15 protein-coding genes are annotated in these 19,989 nt (G+C 44.4%); 3 read left to right on the top strand and 12 right to left on the bottom strand.

Features of this window, described 5'->3' with window-relative positions; all coding sequences use genetic code 11:
* Positions 1–49: 49 nt before the first annotated feature.
* Both uvrB and F551_RS0104340 read right to left on the bottom strand, forming a co-directional pair.
* Positions 50–2,260, bottom strand: coding sequence for an excinuclease ABC subunit UvrB (gene uvrB / locus F551_RS0104345; protein ID WP_018996263.1), 2,211 nt, complete (start codon positions 2,258–2,260; stop codon positions 50–52).
* Between the two features lie 94 nt (positions 2,261–2,354).
* The gene (locus tag F551_RS0104340; protein ID WP_018996262.1) at positions 2,355–4,712 is read right to left on the bottom strand and encodes an EAL domain-containing protein; all 2,358 of its coding nucleotides are present in this window, start codon (positions 4,710–4,712) and stop codon (positions 2,355–2,357) included.
* A gap of 260 nt (positions 4,713–4,972) precedes the next feature.
* Between F551_RS0104340 and F551_RS0104330 the strand changes: the two genes are divergently transcribed.
* Together F551_RS0104330 and F551_RS0104325 are read left to right on the top strand one after the other, a co-directional pair.
* Positions 4,973–6,412, top strand: a complete 1,440-nt coding sequence (locus tag F551_RS0104330; protein ID WP_018996260.1) for a glycosyltransferase — start codon at positions 4,973–4,975, stop codon at positions 6,410–6,412.
* Positions 6,413–6,438: 26 nt separating this feature from the next.
* Positions 6,439–6,669 carry a hypothetical protein gene (locus F551_RS0104325; protein ID WP_018996259.1) on the top strand — a complete coding sequence of 77 codons (231 nt, stop codon included), beginning with the start codon at positions 6,439–6,441 and terminating at the stop codon, positions 6,667–6,669.
* On the opposite strand, the gene F551_RS16220 is transcribed toward F551_RS0104325, so the two are convergent.
* The 9 genes from F551_RS16220 to F551_RS0104280 all read right to left on the bottom strand — a co-directional run bounded on the left by F551_RS16220 (position 6,666) and on the right by F551_RS0104280 (position 17,634).
* Positions 6,666–7,361 carry a DUF599 domain-containing protein gene (locus F551_RS16220; RefSeq protein ID WP_018996258.1) on the bottom strand — a complete coding sequence of 232 codons (696 nt, stop codon included), beginning with the start codon at positions 7,359–7,361 and terminating at the stop codon, positions 6,666–6,668. The genes F551_RS0104325 and F551_RS16220 overlap by 4 nt on opposite strands.
* Positions 7,362–7,448: 87 nt before the next feature.
* Positions 7,449–8,009 (bottom strand): DUF6702 family protein, encoded by a 561-nt coding sequence (locus tag F551_RS0104315; RefSeq protein WP_018996257.1) that lies wholly within the window; start codon positions 8,007–8,009, stop codon positions 7,449–7,451.
* Positions 8,006–10,444: a M1 family metallopeptidase gene (locus F551_RS0104310; RefSeq protein WP_233355204.1), complete on the bottom strand. Its 2,439-nt coding sequence runs from the start codon at positions 10,442–10,444 to the stop codon at positions 8,006–8,008. Before F551_RS0104310 ends, F551_RS0104315 begins: the two co-directional genes overlap by 4 nt.
* A 175-nt stretch (positions 10,445–10,619) precedes the next feature.
* Complete coding sequence (locus F551_RS0104305; protein WP_018996255.1) at positions 10,620–11,669, bottom strand: methyltransferase domain-containing protein; 1,050 nt, start codon at positions 11,667–11,669, stop codon at positions 10,620–10,622.
* Positions 11,662–13,323 carry an NAD+ synthase gene (locus F551_RS0104300; protein ID WP_018996254.1) on the bottom strand — a complete coding sequence of 554 codons (1,662 nt, stop codon included), beginning with the start codon at positions 13,321–13,323 and terminating at the stop codon, positions 11,662–11,664. The genes F551_RS0104305 and F551_RS0104300 overlap by 8 nt, the downstream gene beginning before the upstream one ends.
* A 74-nt stretch (positions 13,324–13,397) precedes the next feature.
* Positions 13,398–14,558 (bottom strand): response regulator, encoded by a 1,161-nt coding sequence (locus F551_RS0104295; protein WP_018996253.1) that lies wholly within the window; start codon positions 14,556–14,558, stop codon positions 13,398–13,400.
* A gap of 2 nt (positions 14,559–14,560) precedes the next feature.
* Positions 14,561–15,586, bottom strand: a complete 1,026-nt coding sequence (locus tag F551_RS0104290) for a response regulator (RefSeq protein WP_018996252.1) — start codon at positions 15,584–15,586, stop codon at positions 14,561–14,563.
* A 1-nt stretch (position 15,587) separates the two neighbouring features.
* Entirely contained in the window at positions 15,588–16,940 is a 1,353-nt protein-coding gene (locus F551_RS17065; RefSeq protein ID WP_018996251.1) for a PAS domain-containing sensor histidine kinase, read from the bottom strand.
* A 136-nt stretch (positions 16,941–17,076) separates the two neighbouring features.
* Positions 17,077–17,634 (bottom strand): heme NO-binding domain-containing protein, encoded by a 558-nt coding sequence (locus tag F551_RS0104280; RefSeq protein ID WP_026296642.1) that lies wholly within the window; start codon positions 17,632–17,634, stop codon positions 17,077–17,079.
* Between the two features lie 135 nt (positions 17,635–17,769).
* Here F551_RS0104280 and F551_RS17060 point away from each other — a divergent pair, with 135 nt between their 5' ends.
* Positions 17,770–18,921, top strand: coding sequence for a hybrid sensor histidine kinase/response regulator (locus F551_RS17060; RefSeq protein ID WP_018996249.1), 1,152 nt, complete (start codon positions 17,770–17,772; stop codon positions 18,919–18,921).
* A 12-nt stretch (positions 18,922–18,933) separates the two neighbouring features.
* Here F551_RS17060 and F551_RS17055 read toward each other — a convergent pair whose 3' ends face one another.
* Positions 18,934–19,938, bottom strand: coding sequence for a DNA-binding response regulator (locus F551_RS17055; RefSeq protein ID WP_018996248.1), 1,005 nt, complete (start codon positions 19,936–19,938; stop codon positions 18,934–18,936).
* Positions 19,939–19,989: the final 51 nt, after the last annotated feature.

The following is a 19,989-nucleotide window of genomic DNA, read 5'->3' as shown; positions in this document are numbered from 1 at the left end:
ACGGGACTTATCACTCATTAAGCCACAACTCAACTACCAACCAGATTGATCACTGGATCAATCCGAGTTCTTGTTCACGCAGCTTCTTCACCTCATCGCGCAGCCTTGCAGCGGTTTCAAATTCCAGATTTGCGGCGGCTTCGCGCATTTCTTTTTCGAGGGATTCGATGACAGCGGCGAGGTTGTGGCCTTTGCCCCCTGCTGCGATAGAGGCTGCGGCTTCTTCGGCAACGCCTTTGCGGCGTTTATTCGGGTCTCGGCCTTGAGGCAGTATATCAGATGTTTCAGATGATTTTCCGCCAATATCCTGCATGATATCTTCCACAGCGCGCACCACTGTTTTGGGCGTAATGCCGTGCTTTTCATTATGCGCTGTCTGGATATCGCGGCGGCGCGTGGTCTCATCCATTGCGCGCTGCATAGAGCCCGTCACCTTATCGGCATAGAGGATGACGCGGGCTTCAGAATTACGCGCGGCACGTCCAATTGTCTGCACGAGCGAGGTTTCAGAGCGCAAAAAACCTTCCTTATCGGCATCCAAAATACCCACAAAGGCACATTCTGGGATATCCAACCCCTCCCGCAGCAGGTTTATACCGATCAGGCAGTCAAACACGCCAAGGCGCAGATCGCGAATAATCTCGATGCGCTCCACCGTGTCGATATCAGAGTGCATATAGCGCACTTTGACGCCCTGCTCGTGCATATAGTCTGTGAGGTCTTCTGACATCTTCTTTGTCAGCGTCGTCACCAAACTCCGAAAACCACTTTTGGTTGTGTTTTTAACTTCAGCGATCACGTCATCGACCTGATTTCCACCATTCAGACTAACTGGGCGCACTTCCACTGGCGGATCAATTAGCCCCGTCGGGCGGATAATTTGCTCGGTAAACACACCGCTCGTTTGCTCTAACTCCCAATTGCCGGGGGTGGCCGATACATGCACAGTTTGCGGGCGCATGGCCTCCCATTCCTCGAATTTGAGGGGGCGATTGTCCTTACAGCTGGGCAAGCGGAAGCCAAATTCAGAGAGGGTGTTTTTACGGCTTGCATCCCCCTTATACATCGCGCCAATTTGCGGCACGGTTTGGTGGCTCTCATCGACGAAAACCAGCGCATTGTCTGGCAAATACTCGAAAAATGTAGGCGGTGGCTCGCCCGGTTTACGGCCAGATAGATAACGGGAGTAGTTCTCGATGCCGGCGCACGATCCTGTCGCCACCATCATTTCCATGTCGAACTCGGTGCGTTGTTGAATGCGCTGGGCTTCGAGCAATTTGCCCTGCTCTTCAAAGCGCGCGACGGTCTGCTTCATCTCTTCCTTGATATGCTTCACGGCTTGGTTGAGCGTAGGACGCGGCGTCACGTGGTGGGAGTTGGCGTAAACTTTGATTTTGCCGAGCGGTTTGGATCTCTTACCCGTTAGCGGGTCGAACTCGACGATTTCTTCAATCTCATCACCGAAAAAGCTGATCTTCCACGCACGGTCTTCTTGGTGCGCCGGCCAAATGTCCATCACATCCCCCTTAATACGGAATGTCCCGCGGCCAAAAGCAACGTCATTACGGGTGTATTGCAAGGCGACGAGGTCTTGGGCGATCTCGCGCGGGTCTTTGAACTGGCCCTCCTCCAACACGAAAGTCATGGCGGAATACGTCTCGACGGAACCAATACCGTAGATACATGAAACGGACGCAACTATGATTACATCATCGCGCTCTAGCACCGCGCGGGTGGCGGCGTGGCGCATGCGGTCGATGGCTTCGTTGATCGAGCTTTCCTTCTCGATATAAGTATCGGTACGCGGTACATACGCCTCAGGCATGTAGTAGTCGTAGTAAGAGACAAAATACTCCACCGAATTATTCGGAAAGAAATTTTTGAACTCGGCGTAAAGTTGAGCGGCCAATGTTTTGTTATGCGCAAGGATGAGTGCAGGCCGTTGCGTCCGCTCAATAACCTGAGCCATGGTGTAGGTCTTACCCGATCCAGTTACGCCTAGCAGTACTTGGTCTCTTTCTTCTGAATCCACACCTGCAACCAACTCATTAATTGCGTTAGGTTGATCTCCAGCGGGGTCATATTCCGAAACGAGTTCAAAAAGTTTACCACCTTCAGACTTTTCCCAATTTCTTTCTGGTTTGTGCGGTTTCCAAACAGATGGATGCACTAATTCTTCTGCTCCTTCATAAAGAAATGCAGAAGCAGGCGCTTCTGAAACGCCATTAGATGATGCGGGATTTTTGGGTGTCTTGCTCATACCTGCAATATGGAGCGAACCGACAACAGAGTGAAGCCCAAACTAAACTTGTTTTCCAGTCATTCTCACATTTTTGTCAGCAGTCGGTATTTCGCTAGGCTGCTTCTTCACGAAGCAAGTGAATACGACCCTTTTTCAGCAATTCTTCTGGTACCCTTGTTCGTTCGTCAGAAGACTCATTCTTACGTGGCAATAACTTACCCGGAATTGGTCGAGAGAATAAAAAGCCTTGCATGTAATCACATCCCTCAGCTTTTAGTAGATCAACGTGCTTCTGGTTTTCGATACCTTCAGCTGTCGTCTTCATTCCCAGATCGCGGGCCAAACCCATTACTGCACGGATAATAGCGCGACAGTCATCGCGGGTTTCCATTTCAGTGACGAAACACTTGTCGATTTTGATTTTATCGAATGGAAATGCTCTTAAATAATTCAGTGACGAAAACCCAGTTCCGAAATCATCCAGCGCGATCTTCACACCTAAGTCTCTCAAAATGTGTAGTGTCTTGATGTTCACTTCAGACTCTTCAAGAAGAACTGATTCCGTTATTTCAAACTCTACACGTGACGGATTTACACTATTGCTCGCCAAAGCATTCATCACAGTTGAAATCAAAGAAGGATTTTTCATCTGAGTGGGTGACAAATTGATTGCGACGGACACTTCTTCAGGCCAAGTAGCAGCTTCAGAAATCGCTGTACGAATGATCCACTCACCCAATGGTACAATCAAACCAGTATCTTCTGCAATTTCAATAAACTCGGCTGGAAGCAAAACATCATTTTCGCCACGGCGCCAACGCAAGAGACTTTCATACCCTTTGATTTTGCCAGTACGAACATCCATCAATGGCTGGTAATGCATTTCAAGTTCATTTTCTTGCAATGCTTTACGTAAATCAGCCTCCATTTGTGTTCGGCGCTTAGCCTCTAAATCCATTTGAGGCTCAAACATCCGGTTGCACCCACGCCCGTCTTGTTTGGCAGCATAAAGAGCCAAATCGGCATTCTTCATTATTTCTTTGCTGCATCCCCCATCCTTTGGGGCATATGCTGTTCCAACACTTCCCGATACAGGCAATAGGGATCCATTTACCTTAATCGGTTCGAGCAACGCATCTGTAATAAGGTCTGATACAAGTCTTGCGTCATCTTCATCCATGCAGGACTTTTGAAGAACTACAAATTCATCCCCGCCCAATCGTCCGACAACGTCTTCTTTTCCAATGCACAATGAAAGACGTTCTGCTACCGTTTTTAGAAGAACGTCGCCTGTTGGGTGCCCAAGTGTATCATTAATCGTTTTAAAATTATCTAGATCAATGCAGTGAAGGGCAAACACTTCTTGAGCCGCGTGAAGATCATCAATTGCTTTTTCCAATTGTTCAGAGAAATGCGCTCTATTGTAAACGCCGGTAAGGGCGTCAAAATGGGCCATATAAGCAATTTTTTTCTCTGCAGCACGCTCTAATGTGACATCTGAACAAACACCACGATACCCTAGAAACTTACCATTGGAATCCATTTTTGGTGAAGCACTAATTGACCACCAACATTGTTCACCACCAATACGAACTGGTACAACGATCGATTTGAATGATCGTCTATTCTCTAAGAATTCTCGCAGCTGCAAACATTGATCATCTTCAAAAAAGCGAAGAAACGGCTCATTATTTAAGACCTCTGCAGGTCTTTCAACGGCTTCGGCAAACCTCTTTGAAACTCGGTTAAGTGCTAAATTTGCGTCTGTTTCCCACAACCAATCTGATGATTGGCTTTCAAAATCATGTAAAAGCAATGAAATAACTTCAGTAGATTCGGCAACTGCATTTCTATCCAATTTTTGAGATACAAAATTCTTGAATGTCCAAGCTGCATACTTTTGTAAAACTAGTGAGTAGGTTAAAAACAAGGGCACGATCGCTAGGTAATTTGGATCACCTGACAAAGCTGCACCCACGCATAGACCGGCGACAATTCCCAGCATAAAGAGCAATGAAGCTGTTGGCATGACAGCAAGCACAAAAGCGCCCATGCTCAAGATTCCAACACCAAAGGCTCCAACCAAAGCTAGGTTTGCTTGTTCACGCATAATCAGAAGAGCAACCAGCATTCCCCAAACGCCACCAATCCCTGCTGACCAGAATGAAATCTTTTTTTGCATTCTGGGTGAACGTTCTTTTCTCACAGGTTTATTTTTGGTCGCATACAATTCGCGGATCATGAGATAAGAAAGGACACAGACTGAATAGGTCCAAGAAAAAAGGATTGGGCCGAGTGTATCACTTCTATGCAAGAAAGAGAGAATTGCACCAGTCGCAATAAGTCCCACCGCGGCAATCGGAGACATCCCTAGAAATGCACGGTATTGCTCGGCTCTAAGCCATGCTTCTTTTTCTTTGGGTATGTTTACCTTCCCAAGAAAAAAAGACCTAAAACTAAAGCGCTGCATCGACTTACCTAAAACTATTATAGCTACTCAGGGCTCCTTTTAACAAATACTGTTGGATATATAATTAAGCATAACTTCCGTTTTCTCGAACAAAATTAACCATTCGATTGGATCACGAAGGAGTTGAATTCACCCTTAGAAACAACCTAACCGATTGAATCAGATTGCTTCTCATCAGATTTGCCCAAACAATTAGCACCAGTCCGGAAATAGAATTCACGGATATTTTGATTGATCATTGTTTGAATGGGGGCAGAAAAATGATGAGAAAGGGAAAGAGTGATATCATTGATGCATCACTATCATCCGCAGGAAGTATCAATGAAAACCTCTATAAAGCCTGCTATGAGCTTCTAGAACAGCATCCAGAGCATAGTGTAAAAACCGGACTTACGCGGAAACAAATGTTGTTTTTATTCATCACCGTGACTGCCCTGATTGTCGCGATGAGTTTAAATTTACTCTCGTTTCACAAGGTTGTTATTGGTTTCTCGATATTGTTCACAGGACAAATCCTATTTCGTTTTTACGCCGCAATTACTCATAAAAATGGCGCTGCTTCAACACTCGCCCCAACCTCATCAAGCGCGCTGCCCACATTTACGATTCTAATACCCCTCTATAAAGAAGAAGCTGTTGTTAAGCGCTCTGTTGATGCCATGAGATCAATGAACTACCCTGCTAATTTAGTAGAAGTTTTTTATCTCACCGAAGCTGATGACCTTGCCACAGAAGTCGCTGTTGAGAAGGCGATCTCGGGCACTCCATTCAAACTTGTTTCCGTTCCACCACAAGCTCCGCGTACAAAACCCAAAGCACTAAATTTTGGATTAAAGTACGCCAGCGGAGACATCATTACCATATATGACGCAGAAGATATCCCTCACCCAGATCAACTCACGGCAGTGGCTCTCACTTACATCGAATCAGAAAAAAATCTTGCAGTCGTTCAATGCCCACTTCACGCTTATAACGGTGCGGAGAGTTGGATATCGAGCCAATTTGATCTTGAGTATGCTATTCACTTTGATGTTTGGTTACCGGCTATGACCAAACTCAACTGGCCAATTCCACTTGGCGGAACTTCAAACCACTTCGATCGCGATGTTTTACAAAAAGTTGGTGCGTGGGACCCGTACAATGTAACAGAAGACGCCGACCTAGGATTCCGGTTGGCACAAAATGGGTATGCTGCTGAAATGGTGCCCTATCCCACCTTGGAAGAAGCTCCGCTGAGCCTTAAACAGTGGTTGCCTCAGCGCACTCGCTGGATAAAGGGACACATTCAATCACTATTCGTTCTGACACGCTTTCCAAAGCAAGTGATCAATCGTCTTGGGTTGTGGAATTGTTTCGGCGTGTTGATCACATTTGCATCGGCCATATTTGCTTCGGCTTTGCACGGACCATTTGTGCTCTATTCTCTCTATACGCTGCTTTTCCAATCAGAGAGCTTCCATCCCTTATATTTGCTTCCCCTCATTCTTGGTTTCATTAGTGTGGTATTGGCTGCGCACATGTCATCGGCTAAGGAGCGAAAATGGAAAGCACTGATCACTGCACCAATATATTGGCCGTTAATGAGTATTGCATTTTTGAACGCTATCTGGGAATTGAAGACAAAACCATTTAATTGGTCCAAAACACAGCATGGAGTCTCAAAATTTAACGCTCCATCCCTATATAAACAAAACATCTGATTACCGAGCCAATAAAGTGAGACACAATGATCTATCAATATGCGCTCACTATTGTATTTGCGATTGTATGCGCAGCGAGCGCATATCTATGTTTTGAACGCGCTCACAAACCTCACGACAAGCCTGAACCAAGAATGATACCTTGGAGGTTCCTGGCTCTGTTGTCTGCAGTTATTGCACTTCTTCTGGTGGCGCGACTTTTCAATCTTGCTGGGTTTGAAACCGGTCCAGACAAATCACCATTGGGACGCTTCTAATTGTTGTTTGTTTCCATGTTATTTTGAACGGCCTCTCGCGCAATTCTTCGCGGCGCAGAAGCAAACTGACGGCGCGTTAGAGCCGCCATAACTATAGCTGCGACAAAAGCAAATGCAGCGGGTGAAACAAACCATGCCAATACCGGAATTGCCATAAAGAAGCTTCGCAAACCAAAATTAAACTGTCGACTTGCTTCAATATTCATTTCAGCAGCGGCATCGGCATTTTCAAGAGATTTTGGCTGCCCAAGCTCTGGCGTCGCAGCGATCATCACAGCACAGTAATTAAACAAGCGATACGACCAACCAAACTTGAAAAATGCATAAGCATACAAACTCATCAACACAACTATTTTGACATAGAATAGTTCCTGCGACGGTGTGATGTGCAATAAGGAGTTTTCAAGAGCAGATTGAATATCTTCTGCGGCAGTCAACAAACCAAAACCACCACCAATCGCCAACAAGGAAGTAGACGCGAAAAAGGATGCTGATTGTTGAAGCCCAGAAATAATGTTCCCATCTAGAATGCGAACTTCTCGCTCGGCCATGATACGCATCCAACGGCGACGCTCTTCTGACATCGCCGCAGACAAAGTAAGATGACGCCATTTACTGCTATCGGTAAACCAAGCGAAAACACGCCATACAATCAAAAACCAAACCAAAGCAGCTATATCATAAAAAGGCATTTCGGCTCTCAAACCATCAGGACACAAATCATTCTACAATGATTCAATAACATTTGAGATGCCGATTATATTAATCCTCACAACAGATCAATGAGAGTGTGAGTGGCTCGAGCCTTTATGAGTGTGTTTGCTGTTATTCGCATCATCAAAAACGACTTTGTGCTGAGTGATTTTACCCGTGAAGGACAAAGTTTGCACAGTCCCATCTAGCTCAACATTTACAGTATTGATTTGCTCAGGCCACATATCCTGAAGGGCTGAGTAGCTCACGATTAAGCCCTTAAGGCCTTCGATCATCGGAGCTTCCTGGTAGACCCATATATACCCACGATCGAACTCAAAACCGATTTCTTCAAGCTTTAATTCTTCACCGCTCAACGTCGCCAAACCAAATGATTCAACGACGTGTCGTGCGAAATTTTCTTGAACTTCTGGTGATGAAATAATGGAATCCGAAGTGCCACCAAACTTATGTGCCGCGTGTTCAGCATCATGCTGAGAAAAACGATGAACAATTTCAATAGTGCCCGTCCGATCATTGGGTTCTATGGTTGCAATCGCCGCTTTTTGTACGTGCGCAAAGGAAGTGCCTTGTCCAATTAGGACAAGGCATACCAATGAAAATACAGAAAAGAATTTCCGGATCATTCAGCAGCCTCAACTGCTTTTTCATCCTTTTTCTCGTCCTCATCTGTTTTTAGCTCTGTCGTGATGTCATGCATGATATCACGAGAAACCAAACGCGTGCTGCGCGAACGTTTATAAGCTTCAATGCGGGATGGAATAATTTGACGCGGATAAGAATTGTTCTCCACATCTACATCAGCTGTTTCCCAGTTCGGGTCTACTACAACCTGAACAAGTTCCTTATCTTTTGAATAAGTTAGAAGCTTGCGAACTTTCTTTGGACTACGTCTCCAGATTTCAGCAGGAACATAAACACGCTCTGTTGAACCATCTGCAAACTCAAGTCCAAGAATAATTGGCATCACTAGACCACCAACATTCGAGAATTCCAAAACATAATAGTTTTGATCTTCTTCCACTGCACGATCAAATGCTTCACGTTCCCAAGGCTTCAAGCCTTCTAGGAAGGAATTGTATTTGTTCCGTTCTTTATTCGTAACTGTGAAGATGTCGTTTTCATCATAGAAATCACGAATTGCAGGATTTTCATCAACCCAGATATCACGCCCTTCGGCTTTATCTAACTCAACACCAACTTTAGCTGGTTTATCTGCAAGTTCCTGACGACGACGTGGATAGTCAATATCTGGATCTTTCGTGTCCAATCTCAATTTGTACACCTTGTCGATTGAGATATCGACGTGATCAGTCGTGTAGAACCAACCTCTCCAGAACCAATCAAGATCAACACCTGACGCTTCTTCCATTGTGCGGAAGAAATCTGATGGAGTTGGACGCTTGAATTTCCAGCGACGAGAATACTCACGGAATGCAAAATCAAAGTTTTCACGTCCCAAGATAGTATCACGCAATATGTGCAACGCAGCTGAAGGTTTACGGTAAGCGTTAGGCCCCAATTGAAGAACTGAGTCTGATTGCGTCATGATTGGCACTTGGTTTGACGACTTCATGTATGACGTCAAATCACGTGGTAGACCAGCACCAGTCCACTGCATGTCCGGATCCCATTCGTAACATGCAACTAGATCTAAGAATGAATTCAATCCTTCATCCATCCATGTCCACTGACGTTCATCAGAGTTCACAATCATCGGGAAGTAGATGTGCCCTATTTCGTGGATGACCACGCCTATCAAGAACATTTTTTCCGACATTGTGTATGTGCGAGTTCCGTCATCCTGAAGGATGGTGCGTGGCCCGTTGAAAGTGATCATCGGGTATTCCATACCACCAACTGGACCATTTACGGATTGAGCAGTTGGGTATGGGTAATCAAATGAGAAACGTGAGTACACTTCCATTGTGTGAACAACGGCAGCTGTAGAATACTTCTCCCACAAGTCACCACCTTCTTTAGGCCAGAAAGACATGGCCATCACAGTCTCATGCTCAGCACCAGGCTGCTTGTGCGCTTGTGCATCCCACATAAATTTACGTGAAGAAGCCCATGCAAAGTCACGAACATTGTCCGCTGCAAAACGCCATGTTTTCTTACCTGTGGGGTTGGAACTTTCATTTTCCAACGCTTCTTCAGGTGTCACAATATACATCGGAGCATCTGTTTTGCTTTCAGCTTCCTTCAAGCGCGAGCGCTGTGTGGCTGTCAAAACAGAATTGGCGTTTTGAAGAACACCTGTTGCTGAAACAATGTGGTCATTAGGGACTGTTAGCTGAACATCGTAGTCACCAAATTCTAGTGTAAATTCACCACGTCCCAAAAATTCTTTATTGTGCCATCCTTCATAATCAGAATAGGCAATCATACGTGGGAACCATTGTGCGAGAAGGAAAATATCGTTTCCACCTTCACGCTCATCGTCAGGAAAATGCTCAAATCCTGAACGCGCTGAAACAATGTTTTCTTCAACGATCAGATTATTCCAATCAATTGAAAAAGTTGTTGTTTTTCCAGTCGCGAGTGGTTTTGGCAAATCGATACGCATCAACGTACCTACGATTGTGTAAGGTAAATCCTTGCCACGACCATCCGCAACGCGAGTGATGTTGTATCCGTAATCATTGTCAGCCATGTTTTGCTGACGGGCAACTTCGCCCAAGCTCAACTTAGCTGGTTGCCCGTTTCCACCAGCGCTAACTGCAGGTCCGCGGCGTCCAATGCCGCCAAAATCAGTCGCCAATTCCTTCATGGAATCACGTTTAAAGATGTTTTGGTCTAGTTGAAGCCAGAGATAACGTAATGTGTCCGGAGAATTATTCGTATATGTGATCGTCTCGCGAGCAGTGATTTTGCGGCTTTCTTCATCAAGCTCTGCTCTGATGGTATAATCAGCCTCTTGTTGCCAGTATTCATGGCCAGGCTCACCAGCAGCGTTTCTATAAACATTTGGAGACGGTAGAACTTCGTCAAGTTGACGAAATTTGTCTTCAAAATCACCTTTGGTTTGCTGGATGCCTTGAGCATGGGCAGATCCCATAACTGCAACGCAAGCGCAGCTTATTAAAACCGCAATTCGTTTCATCATATTCCCCGTAAAGATATACTATTACGTACATTTCTAACTGGAATTTCAGAAAAAGCGAGAGACTTGCGCAAAACTTATTTGCCAAATCGAAAAAAACCAAAAATCCGGCAAAATTAACACTGATTATTCACTTAAAACGAGAATCTGAGCAAGAAACGAGCACGTGAATTTCTGAACAAAAGTGGTTTCTATCAAAGACAGACTGAAGGTCATCAATCAATCCTGCCATACCTTCTGAAATTTGTGTATGAGCATAATCCGAACCGCAGTTTTCCTGAATTCCAACGTTCAGTGCGCGATATAGGTCCATAACATCAGTTCCAAACCTCCATTCAGCTATACTTTGTGCGCCTATCAACTCATGCATTTTCACAAGCGACTTTTCTGTAAAAAGATGAGTGTGCCCACCTGACAACTGACGCGGAAAAACATTTGGCAATGAGTTCTCGAGCAGAGCAGAAAGTGAGAACATCGGTACAGAGTAATAGAGGAAGGAAGCGCGGCTATTCTTCACTGCTTCAAAAAAACGTTGAGGCTCTCTTAAATGCTCAATGACACCAATTGCTGACACAACATCAAAAGCTGTATACCGAATAGCTTCATACAATTCAGTTTCATCAACACAGTGTAATGGCTCACATCCCATCAGATTTCGAATTTGTTGATTGCCAAACTGCGTCATTGTCTTGCTGACATCTACGCCCAGCGATGGATATCCCATTTTCTGAGCAGCATAGACAAAATAACCGCCGCCGCAGCCGACATCTAAAATACCGGTAGGAGTTCGCGGTAAACTCTCCTTCAAAAACTCCACTTTGGGAATATAAATCTTCTCAGCTCGAGATACATAATTATCGTCTATGTAGTTTTTTGAATAATCTTCGCCATCTTCAGAAACATAGAGCTCTTCAATGAACTCCTTAGTATCGTCATAACGGCCATTGAGATGATTACAGTCACGGCAAAATACGTATTCCACACCATGTGATTTGAAGTCTGTTTCGTTAGGCAGACTGTGGCCGCAGATTTTACAATTCGTTCTCGCAGGCCCGCTCGCATATGAAGCGTTTTGGCTCTGAGCTTTTTCTAGCAGAGCCTGATTGCTTGAGAAAAAATCTTTCTTGGCATCCACGTAAAAACCGGAGGACTTAGAGTATTTTAAAATAGGGTCACGCATCCCGGTACCTATTCACCAATGGGTAACGACGTCCACGGCCAAAGTTCTTATCCCCTATCTTAACTCCTGGTGGAGCTTGGCGTCGTTTATATTCATTGATACGCACCAAACTATCTATTCGCCGAACCGTATCTTCAAAATGACCGCGTTCAACGATTGTTTCAATGCTCTCCTCACGTTCGATCAATCCATAAAGGATGTCATCTAGAATGTGATAAGGAGGCAAAGAATCTTCATCTTTTTGATCTTCTCGCAATTCAGCGGAAGGTGGTTTAGTGATGATGTTTTCAGGAATAACGATACCTGAGGGACCTTCAGCATTTTTGGGTACATTGGCATTTCTCCAACGCGCCAATTCAAATACTTCCGTTTTATAGATGTCTTTTAGCGGATTATATCCGCCGCACATATCCCCATACAGAGTGGCATACCCAACGGCCATTTCAGACTTGTTACCTGTCGTTGTCACCATATGACCAAACTTATTGGAAAGTGCCATCAACGTTAGCCCACGTATGCGCGACTGGATATTCTCTTCTGTTGTATCTGGCGTTGTTTCAGCGAATGAACTCGCCAACATTTTATCAAATGCCGACACCGCGGGAGAAATGATAATTTTCTCGTATTTAACGCCCAGCGCCTCTGCACATTGCTTTGCGTCTTGTAAGCTTTCCTGAGAAGTATATCGCGAAGGCATCATGACACACCAAACATTGTCAGCGCCCAATGCGTCCACAGCAATAGCAGCCACAATTGCGCTATCAATACCGCCGGAGAGACCTATCAACACACCTGGGAAACCTGTCTTTTTGACATAATCTCCAAGTCCCATCATGGCAGCAAGATATGTCTCTTCAAGATCAGAACACAGCTCAGCTTTTTTTCCTTCAACGCACATTAACCCCATGGGGGTGCGTTCCCAGACAGTTACATCATAGGCTTCTTCAAAGTCAGGTAGCTGCTGGACGATACGACCTCGCGCATCAATAGCAAAAGACTCTCCATCAAATGCGATTTCGTCCTGTCCTCCAACTTGATTTACATACACCAATGGGAGGCGAAGATCAGCCCACTTTGAAAAAGCTTCCAGACGCGCTTCTCTTGCATTGCGACGCCATGGAGAACCATTGGGACTGATTAGTATTTCAGCGCCCTTTTCTTTCAAGGCATCGGGAACAGCTTCCAGCCAAATATCTTCACAAATAGGGAGGCCTAAGGTGTAGCCACGAAATCCCACTGGAAGAGGTTTGGGGCCTTGTTTGAACGTACGCTTCTCATCAAACACATCGTAATTTGGCAGTTCGTATTTATGGCGCACTTCTTTGATTTCGCCATCTGCTATTAGAGCGACCGAATTGTAGGGAAGCTCTTCCCCTTCATCCCAAACAGGCAATCCTATAACAACACCGGGGCCATCTATCCGAGTTTTCGCTGCTAAGTGCTTGGCAGCCCGCATACACGCTTCAGATAGTGCTGGCTTTAAAACCAAATCTTCAGGAGGATATCCACACAGAAATAGCTCTGGCAGCACAACCAGATCCGCACCCGTTGCGTGTGCTTCATCTAGGGCTGCAAGTGCTTTTTCTAGGTTAGCATCTACATCACCAACAGTTGCGTTCAGCTGTGCAGATAATATGGTTAATCTATCATTCATGCCATAGACTTAGTGCGCGTCGGCCTATCGAGCAATAATTCATTTCAATGAAGATGCAATAATATTCAGATAAACTAGGCTGCGGCAGGTTCAGTGTTGCGCATCACCTTCATTCGCATGGATATCGCTCCGCTCGAATATAGCCTCGAAACGGTATTTGCAGCTGTTTCTGAAACAACCTGACCTGATGCTAAAATCAACTTGCCTGTGTCGTCTTTGAGGTCAGTCGTAAGCAAATCTCCCTCACATAGACCACCAGCAGTTATCTCATGCAACTGCTTCACTTCCTTCTTCTTTCCAACATTTTTCAAAATTGGAGGTAAGGCAGTAAAAATACCTGCATCATATGCATTGATATTTTTGACTAACTGATTGAAGGCCGCATTAATTTTAATTGGGCCTGAAGGATCAACACAACGGGATAAATCGATCAAAATCTGCAGCAATCGTGCGTCGGGGCCAGGCTTCTTATTCTCCGCCATCATGCTTCCCGCCGGAGTCGTCATCAGCATCAGACGGGCAACACCTTGTAGCCTAGGAATATTTCCCAACATTTCACTCGCGGAAACACCTGCTGCCATAACAGTTTGGCGCTCTTCAGCGGTTAGCGCATCCTGAGTATTCCGTTTGGCTGCTAATGCTTCAGGAAGTAATGTATCACCAATCGGCCACAAAGCGCAGGCGGTTTTCAATTCCCATGTATATTCAATATCTAACGCCTTACACGCTGCCTCTGCCCATTGAGTGACCAGCATTGTACGCTTAAACCTATCTGGGTACGCCATCGACAACATGTCAGTCATCAATTTAATGCTACCCGCTACTGTTTCTTCAAGAACAGAATACTCGGTTGCGAGTTGCAAGTGATGGTCGTGGGCTTCTTTGATTATTTCAAGAAGCTGAGATGTTCTACAAGGCTTGTTCACAAACCTAAACGCCTCGGCATCGTTGATCGCTGAAATGGCCGTATGCTGATCACTATTCCCAGTTAGCATTATTCGCACAGTATTTGGAAAATGCTTCTTCACTTTCGCAAGGAATGTTGCACCATCCACTTTGGGCATATTTTGATCAGATACAAGAACTGAAAATGGTCCATTTTTGTCCAACATGCGTAGACCATCAATCGCGCCTGTTGCTATTTCAATATCTAGATCTTTTCGCAATGTTCGCTTGATTGCATTCAGCAAGTTTTCATCATCATCAACAAAAAGAACTCTTATCTTTTCACTCATGCTTAGAATGCCTCAACTCTATTGTATTTCACACGGCCTATTTCTTCCGCCCTTTGTTCCGCACTTCCACCGCATCCTTTTGCATTTACTAGATGTTCCATTATCTGAGAAACACGCGGTGGCATTCCTGACAGACAGCACACGTATGCGGCGGCGGTCACAGCACCTTTTTCGTGCAAATGAGCTCTAAGCTCTTCAGTTCCGCAGGAACGTATCACTTCGCCAACCCAAGACAGTAACCCTATTGCATAAGCATCTTCACATTCTGCATCCGAAACGCCTTCTTCTTGGCTCATCGCATACAGTTTTTGCGCTGTTTCAACGGCTAAGTCTGTGTATTCCGCTAAATGAGCATCTATTTCCTTAGTGTCTGGAGCCGCCAAGAGAGATCCCGTCTCCCAAAGTTCTGCGAGTATTTCTATGCCAACATTGTCTACCGCTGATGCAATACTGAGGGTATCATTTGGACGTCCAAAATACGAAGAATTAGCAAGTTGAAGCACTCGTAAAGCAAGTGCTGGATCGTGAGCAACAGCTTGACTAAGTTCTGAAATAGAACCTGATTTGAAGGCTTTTTCCAATGCATCGTGAGTTTTTGTTGCGCCGGGCAGAGTCGTAATATTGGACACATATCTCTGCATTTCAGGTGATAATACATCTTCACATGAGGTGAATGCAGCTTCGATTGCCCTAATCAGACTGGTCTCATTGCAAGGTTTGGAAAAGAACTGATGCGACCGCCCGACAGTACGACGCGTCAGGTCTCTATCCGCTTCCCCTGAAAGCACAATTCTTATACGCCCTTTTTTGTGAGAAGCCGCATATTCAAGAACTTTTGCTCCATCCACCGTGGGCATGCGCATATCTGTGACAATTGCATCTGGTTCGTTCTTGGAGATCCAATCAATGGCAACCTCGCCACCTTCTAAAAACACCATTTCCCAAACATCTCTTTTGGATCTCAACAATCGCCTAAGTCCACGTAAAATGTTCGGTTCATCATCAATAAAGGCGATCAAGTATTTCATATTATGCCTCCTGCTGACTTACAGCGTCGGGAGACACGGGAAGACGTATTGTAAAACTCGTTCCCTTCCCAACATCTGATTTACATTGGATATCACCTTTGTGTTTAAGGCGGATGATATTGTATAGAATGGCTAACCCTTGACCGGACCCTTTACCGACATCCTTCGTCGTGAAGAATGGGTCAAACATCCGCTCCTGAACATCTTTAGGCATGCCGACACCTGTGTCGGAAACAACGATATTCACCCAATTATTATCTTCACTGGTTTTTATAGAGATTTTGCCAAGAACTTTTTCTTTGCGCTCAGCAATGGCATCTGCTGCATTCACAATAAGATTTACAAGAACTTGGTTGATTTCGCTTTTGCTACACGGAACTTCTGTGAGATTGTCCGCTAAATCCAAGTCAACTTCCGCAACATATTTCCATTGATTGCGTGTCACCGTCAAAGTCGTTTCTATTGTCTCGTTTAGATCAACAACTTCGGCACCATCCTGCCCTGGATGAGAGAACTCTTTAATGGCTTTGACTATCGCAGCAACTTGCTCAAGCCCTTTTAAAGACTGGTCGATAGCTTCAGGAATTTCATCCATCAAAAATTCTAAATCAGCTTCCTCAGACTTCTCATCAATTTCTTGAGATGTAGCATTCGCCTGATACAATTTCATCACATCGGAGATATCACTCAGCGCTTCTGCCAAGAAACGCATATTATCTCCAACATACTGGATTGGCGTGTTAATTTCATGAGCGACACCGGAGGCAAGAGTACCCAGCGCTTCCAGTTTTTGCGCCTGACTAAGCTCTTTCTCTAACTGCTTGCGTCGCCCTTCTTCACGACGTCTTCGCGTAATATCATTGATGATCCAAACCATGGCATGTCGACCATCATTTTTCTCAATTGTGCTTACGCCAACTTCGACTGGAAAAATCCCAGTATCATTACTGCGTGCATTCGTTTCAAAATGAGTGTCGTTGTTGTTTCGTTTGGATTTAGTCTTCAAAAGTCGTGAAATTGAATCAGACCGTTCGAAGAGGTCGAAAACTTTTAAATCCAGCAAATCATCTTGTTTAAGACCAAACATCTCATTAGCGGATTTATTGGATTGAATGACATTCATTCGATCATTCACAAGCAAAATGCCTGCAAATGTGTGATCAAGAATAGTGTTTAATTGCTGCCGTTGACCTTCTAGGTTTTCAGCTACCTTTTCAAGCGCTTGATTGGTTTGGTACAAAGAACGACTTTTGCTTTCTAAAAGTTCTTCAGCCTGCTCTCTTGCACTCTTTTCGCGCTCTAGCCTCGCACTTAAAATTTCTACAGTCTGCTCATCAGAAACCTTTTCCAACATATAGACTGTCCTCCCAATTCTAAGTCGTTATTTTCCCTATTCTATAATTTTTCAACTCCCGCCAATATCCCCGTTTGGGGATAGTGGAGACCTGTTCTTTATTCAGTGCTCAAGTGCGGTGTGAAACCGTACTCATTTAGTGTTTTTTGCGTGGTAGTTTGGTGATCGTAAAACATACGAAACACCCATCTTTTTCATTCAGATCGTTCCGCTCAATAATCGCTTCAGTTGCATAATACTCTAACGCTCCCTCAATTAGACCATGAGCTGCATCTCCGAGGCATCGATGAGACTTGTAAAACAATTGAGTACTCTCTTCAGAAATACGCTTTGTAGAAATTGAAGGAGGGGATGAATCTGGATACAGCTTCATCACCTCATTGTGAACATGAGGCCCAATTTTATCAAAAAAATCAAAAACATCATCGTATTCATCGAAAAAGTCTGAGTATGTTTGTGAAAACCTTTCTAGAAGATAGTTCCCAAACGCCCGCACTAATTGCTGTACAGATTTAGTATCATGTTTAGCGAGCGCCACGACGAGTGATACCAGTTCGGTATGCGAATAATTACCTACACTAGTGTAAGCTCCATTCGTCTCCATTTTACACTCACTGATTACTTTTTCAGTAATTTCAGGAGAGTAATACTCATCAACCATCTTCAAGAATTCAGTAAAAACCATGCCTTGCATGTGCTTCTCCTTTCTTCTTGTACTATTGTTCAATAATAACTCGTCATATGCGAACAAAATATCCCCGTTTGGGGACAGCATCATCCAAAACTTCAATCTAAGGTAAAACAAACAACGCAGCAGATTGGACACCGAATGTTATCACTCGCTCATTCCACAACTCCAAAAAATGTAGCTTTAAAAGATGCCCCGAAGGTACTCATTGTCGATGACGAATTACCCGTTCTTCTGACCCTCAAGCGTGCTCTGAGAAAACAATTCCACATTGAGGTTGCAATCAATGCAATGCAGGCATTGGACCGTCTTGCGGACAAGGAGAATTTTGCGGTTATCATCTCTGATATGCACATGCCTGCCATGGATGGAATCGAATTTTTGAAACAGGCACAAAACCTGTCCCCAAATACTTCCAGAATTATGCTGTCAGGAGCACATGATCTAGATTTAACGCTGCAAGCTCTAAACGAATGTGAAGTGTTTCGCTTCCTACAGAAACCCTGTTCAGCTGACGATATTGCCAATGCGATCCGTGATGGGGCGAAAGCATTCGAGCAACGAGAAGCACCCGATAAAGCAGCGTCAAATCTATTGAGTAAGTTTCACAAAGAACTTCAGATTCCATTGTCTCAAATGGTCGATTTTGCAAAAATGATCTACAATGATCAAGCGCTGAAAGGAACGCCTAAAGAGTTTGCCAGTCAAATAATCGAAAATGGAAATGCAGTCTTGGATACCTCTGAGACAATACTTGATCTCGTGGCGATGCAATCTCAAAAATACGAACCAAGTATAGAGAATATCGACGTACAAAAACTAATACGGCACGCCTCTCAACCACACAAAAAACTCGCCCTTGCGAAAGGTATGAAGGTCAACTTAGCGACACCTTCTTCACCTATAGACATTTCATCTGATGAGAGGTTATTGCGCCGCGCTTTGTCTGAATTGATCTCGAATGCGATAAAATTCTCTAAAACAGAATCCGAAGTTGAAATCAACGTCGAGATAAGTGGTGAAGATGATAGCCATATCATGTTTGAAATCACAGATAGCGGATGCGGCTTGGACACTGAATCAGTTATGTCCAACCTAAAAGATAGCAGCTACATCAATCGAAATGCTCATTCGGAAGAAATTGGATCCGGCTTAGGATTACCTCTCGCGCTTGCAACGGCAGAAACTCTGGGTGGATTTTTTGAAATAGAAAGCCTTAAAGGCTCTGGCACGAAAGCCAAAATCTTCATTCCTGTGAAATCTACACAAGACGTTGGTAAAATCCCTCTATAGTGGACGTTAATCTCACGCCTGCTTCTTCACCAAAGCAGCAGGCGACGTCAAAATGAGCTTTACTAAATCTGCCTGTCGATTTGCACCAGTTTTTCCAAACACTCGTTTTAAATACGTCCGCGCACTCGAAACAGTAATTCCAGACTGACGAGCAGCATCTTCTAATTTGCCACCCATTGTTATTTCCAATGCTATTGCAGCTTCAGCCGGCGTTAGACCAAACATACTTTGAAGCACATCAACATTTAAAGATGATTTGGATTGCCCAAATGTGGATAAGATAACAACACTCCGGTCTTCATCGGTTGCCCCCTGAGGTATGGCAACAAAACTGTGCGGTTGTTCAGTGTCGTTTGTTTGGTCAATGGTTAGCCACCTAACGTGGTCATCAGGATCTTCAAATGCAGTATTCAGCATTTCGTGCAATGCTTTTGTATCTTCACTGTTGGAAGCTCTACAAATGCCATCAATTCCGATTGATAGCCCCTGTTCACTATTGAGCATCTTGTCGCCAGCAGAATTTGAATAAACGATTCTTCCTTCTTTCGTGGCAACTATAATGGCTGCGTTAATTAATCCCAACGCAGCTTCTGCATGCCCGTTCGCCATAGCACCACTACCACTACGATCTAATTCATCTAGACCATTATGAATGGCCTCTATCACACTTTCTCTAGCGATGGGCTTTTGTAAAAATCTAAAAACTTGCAGTTCATTTATCGCATTCACGGCTGCAGACAAATCACCGGAACCAGTAAGAACAATAAACTTTGTTCTAAACTCAACATCACTAGACTGCATTTGTCGTAGCATCTGCAAACCATCTAATTCCGGCATTTGAAGGTCGGAAACGACTATATCTGGTGGACATTTGCGAAATGCTTGTAAGGCGTCCAACGGATCTGAATAAAACTTCAAATCCCAATCCAATTTAGAAAGCGCAAGATTTCTCCGCAATCCTTCGAGAAGGATTGCATCATCGTCCACAAAGTAAACAGATGGGCGCAATATGTTCATACAACCACAACTAAAGGTAAGTTGTTTCGAGAATATGAATTTTTAGCTGCA

Origin of the sequence: Hirschia maritima DSM 19733, assembly GCF_000378345.1 — a bacterium.
Classification (GTDB): Bacteria; Pseudomonadota; Alphaproteobacteria; order Caulobacterales; family Hyphomonadaceae; genus Hirschia; species Hirschia maritima.
The sequence above is the reverse complement of the archived record's forward strand: the minus strand, read 5'-3'. Positions and strand labels throughout refer to the sequence as shown.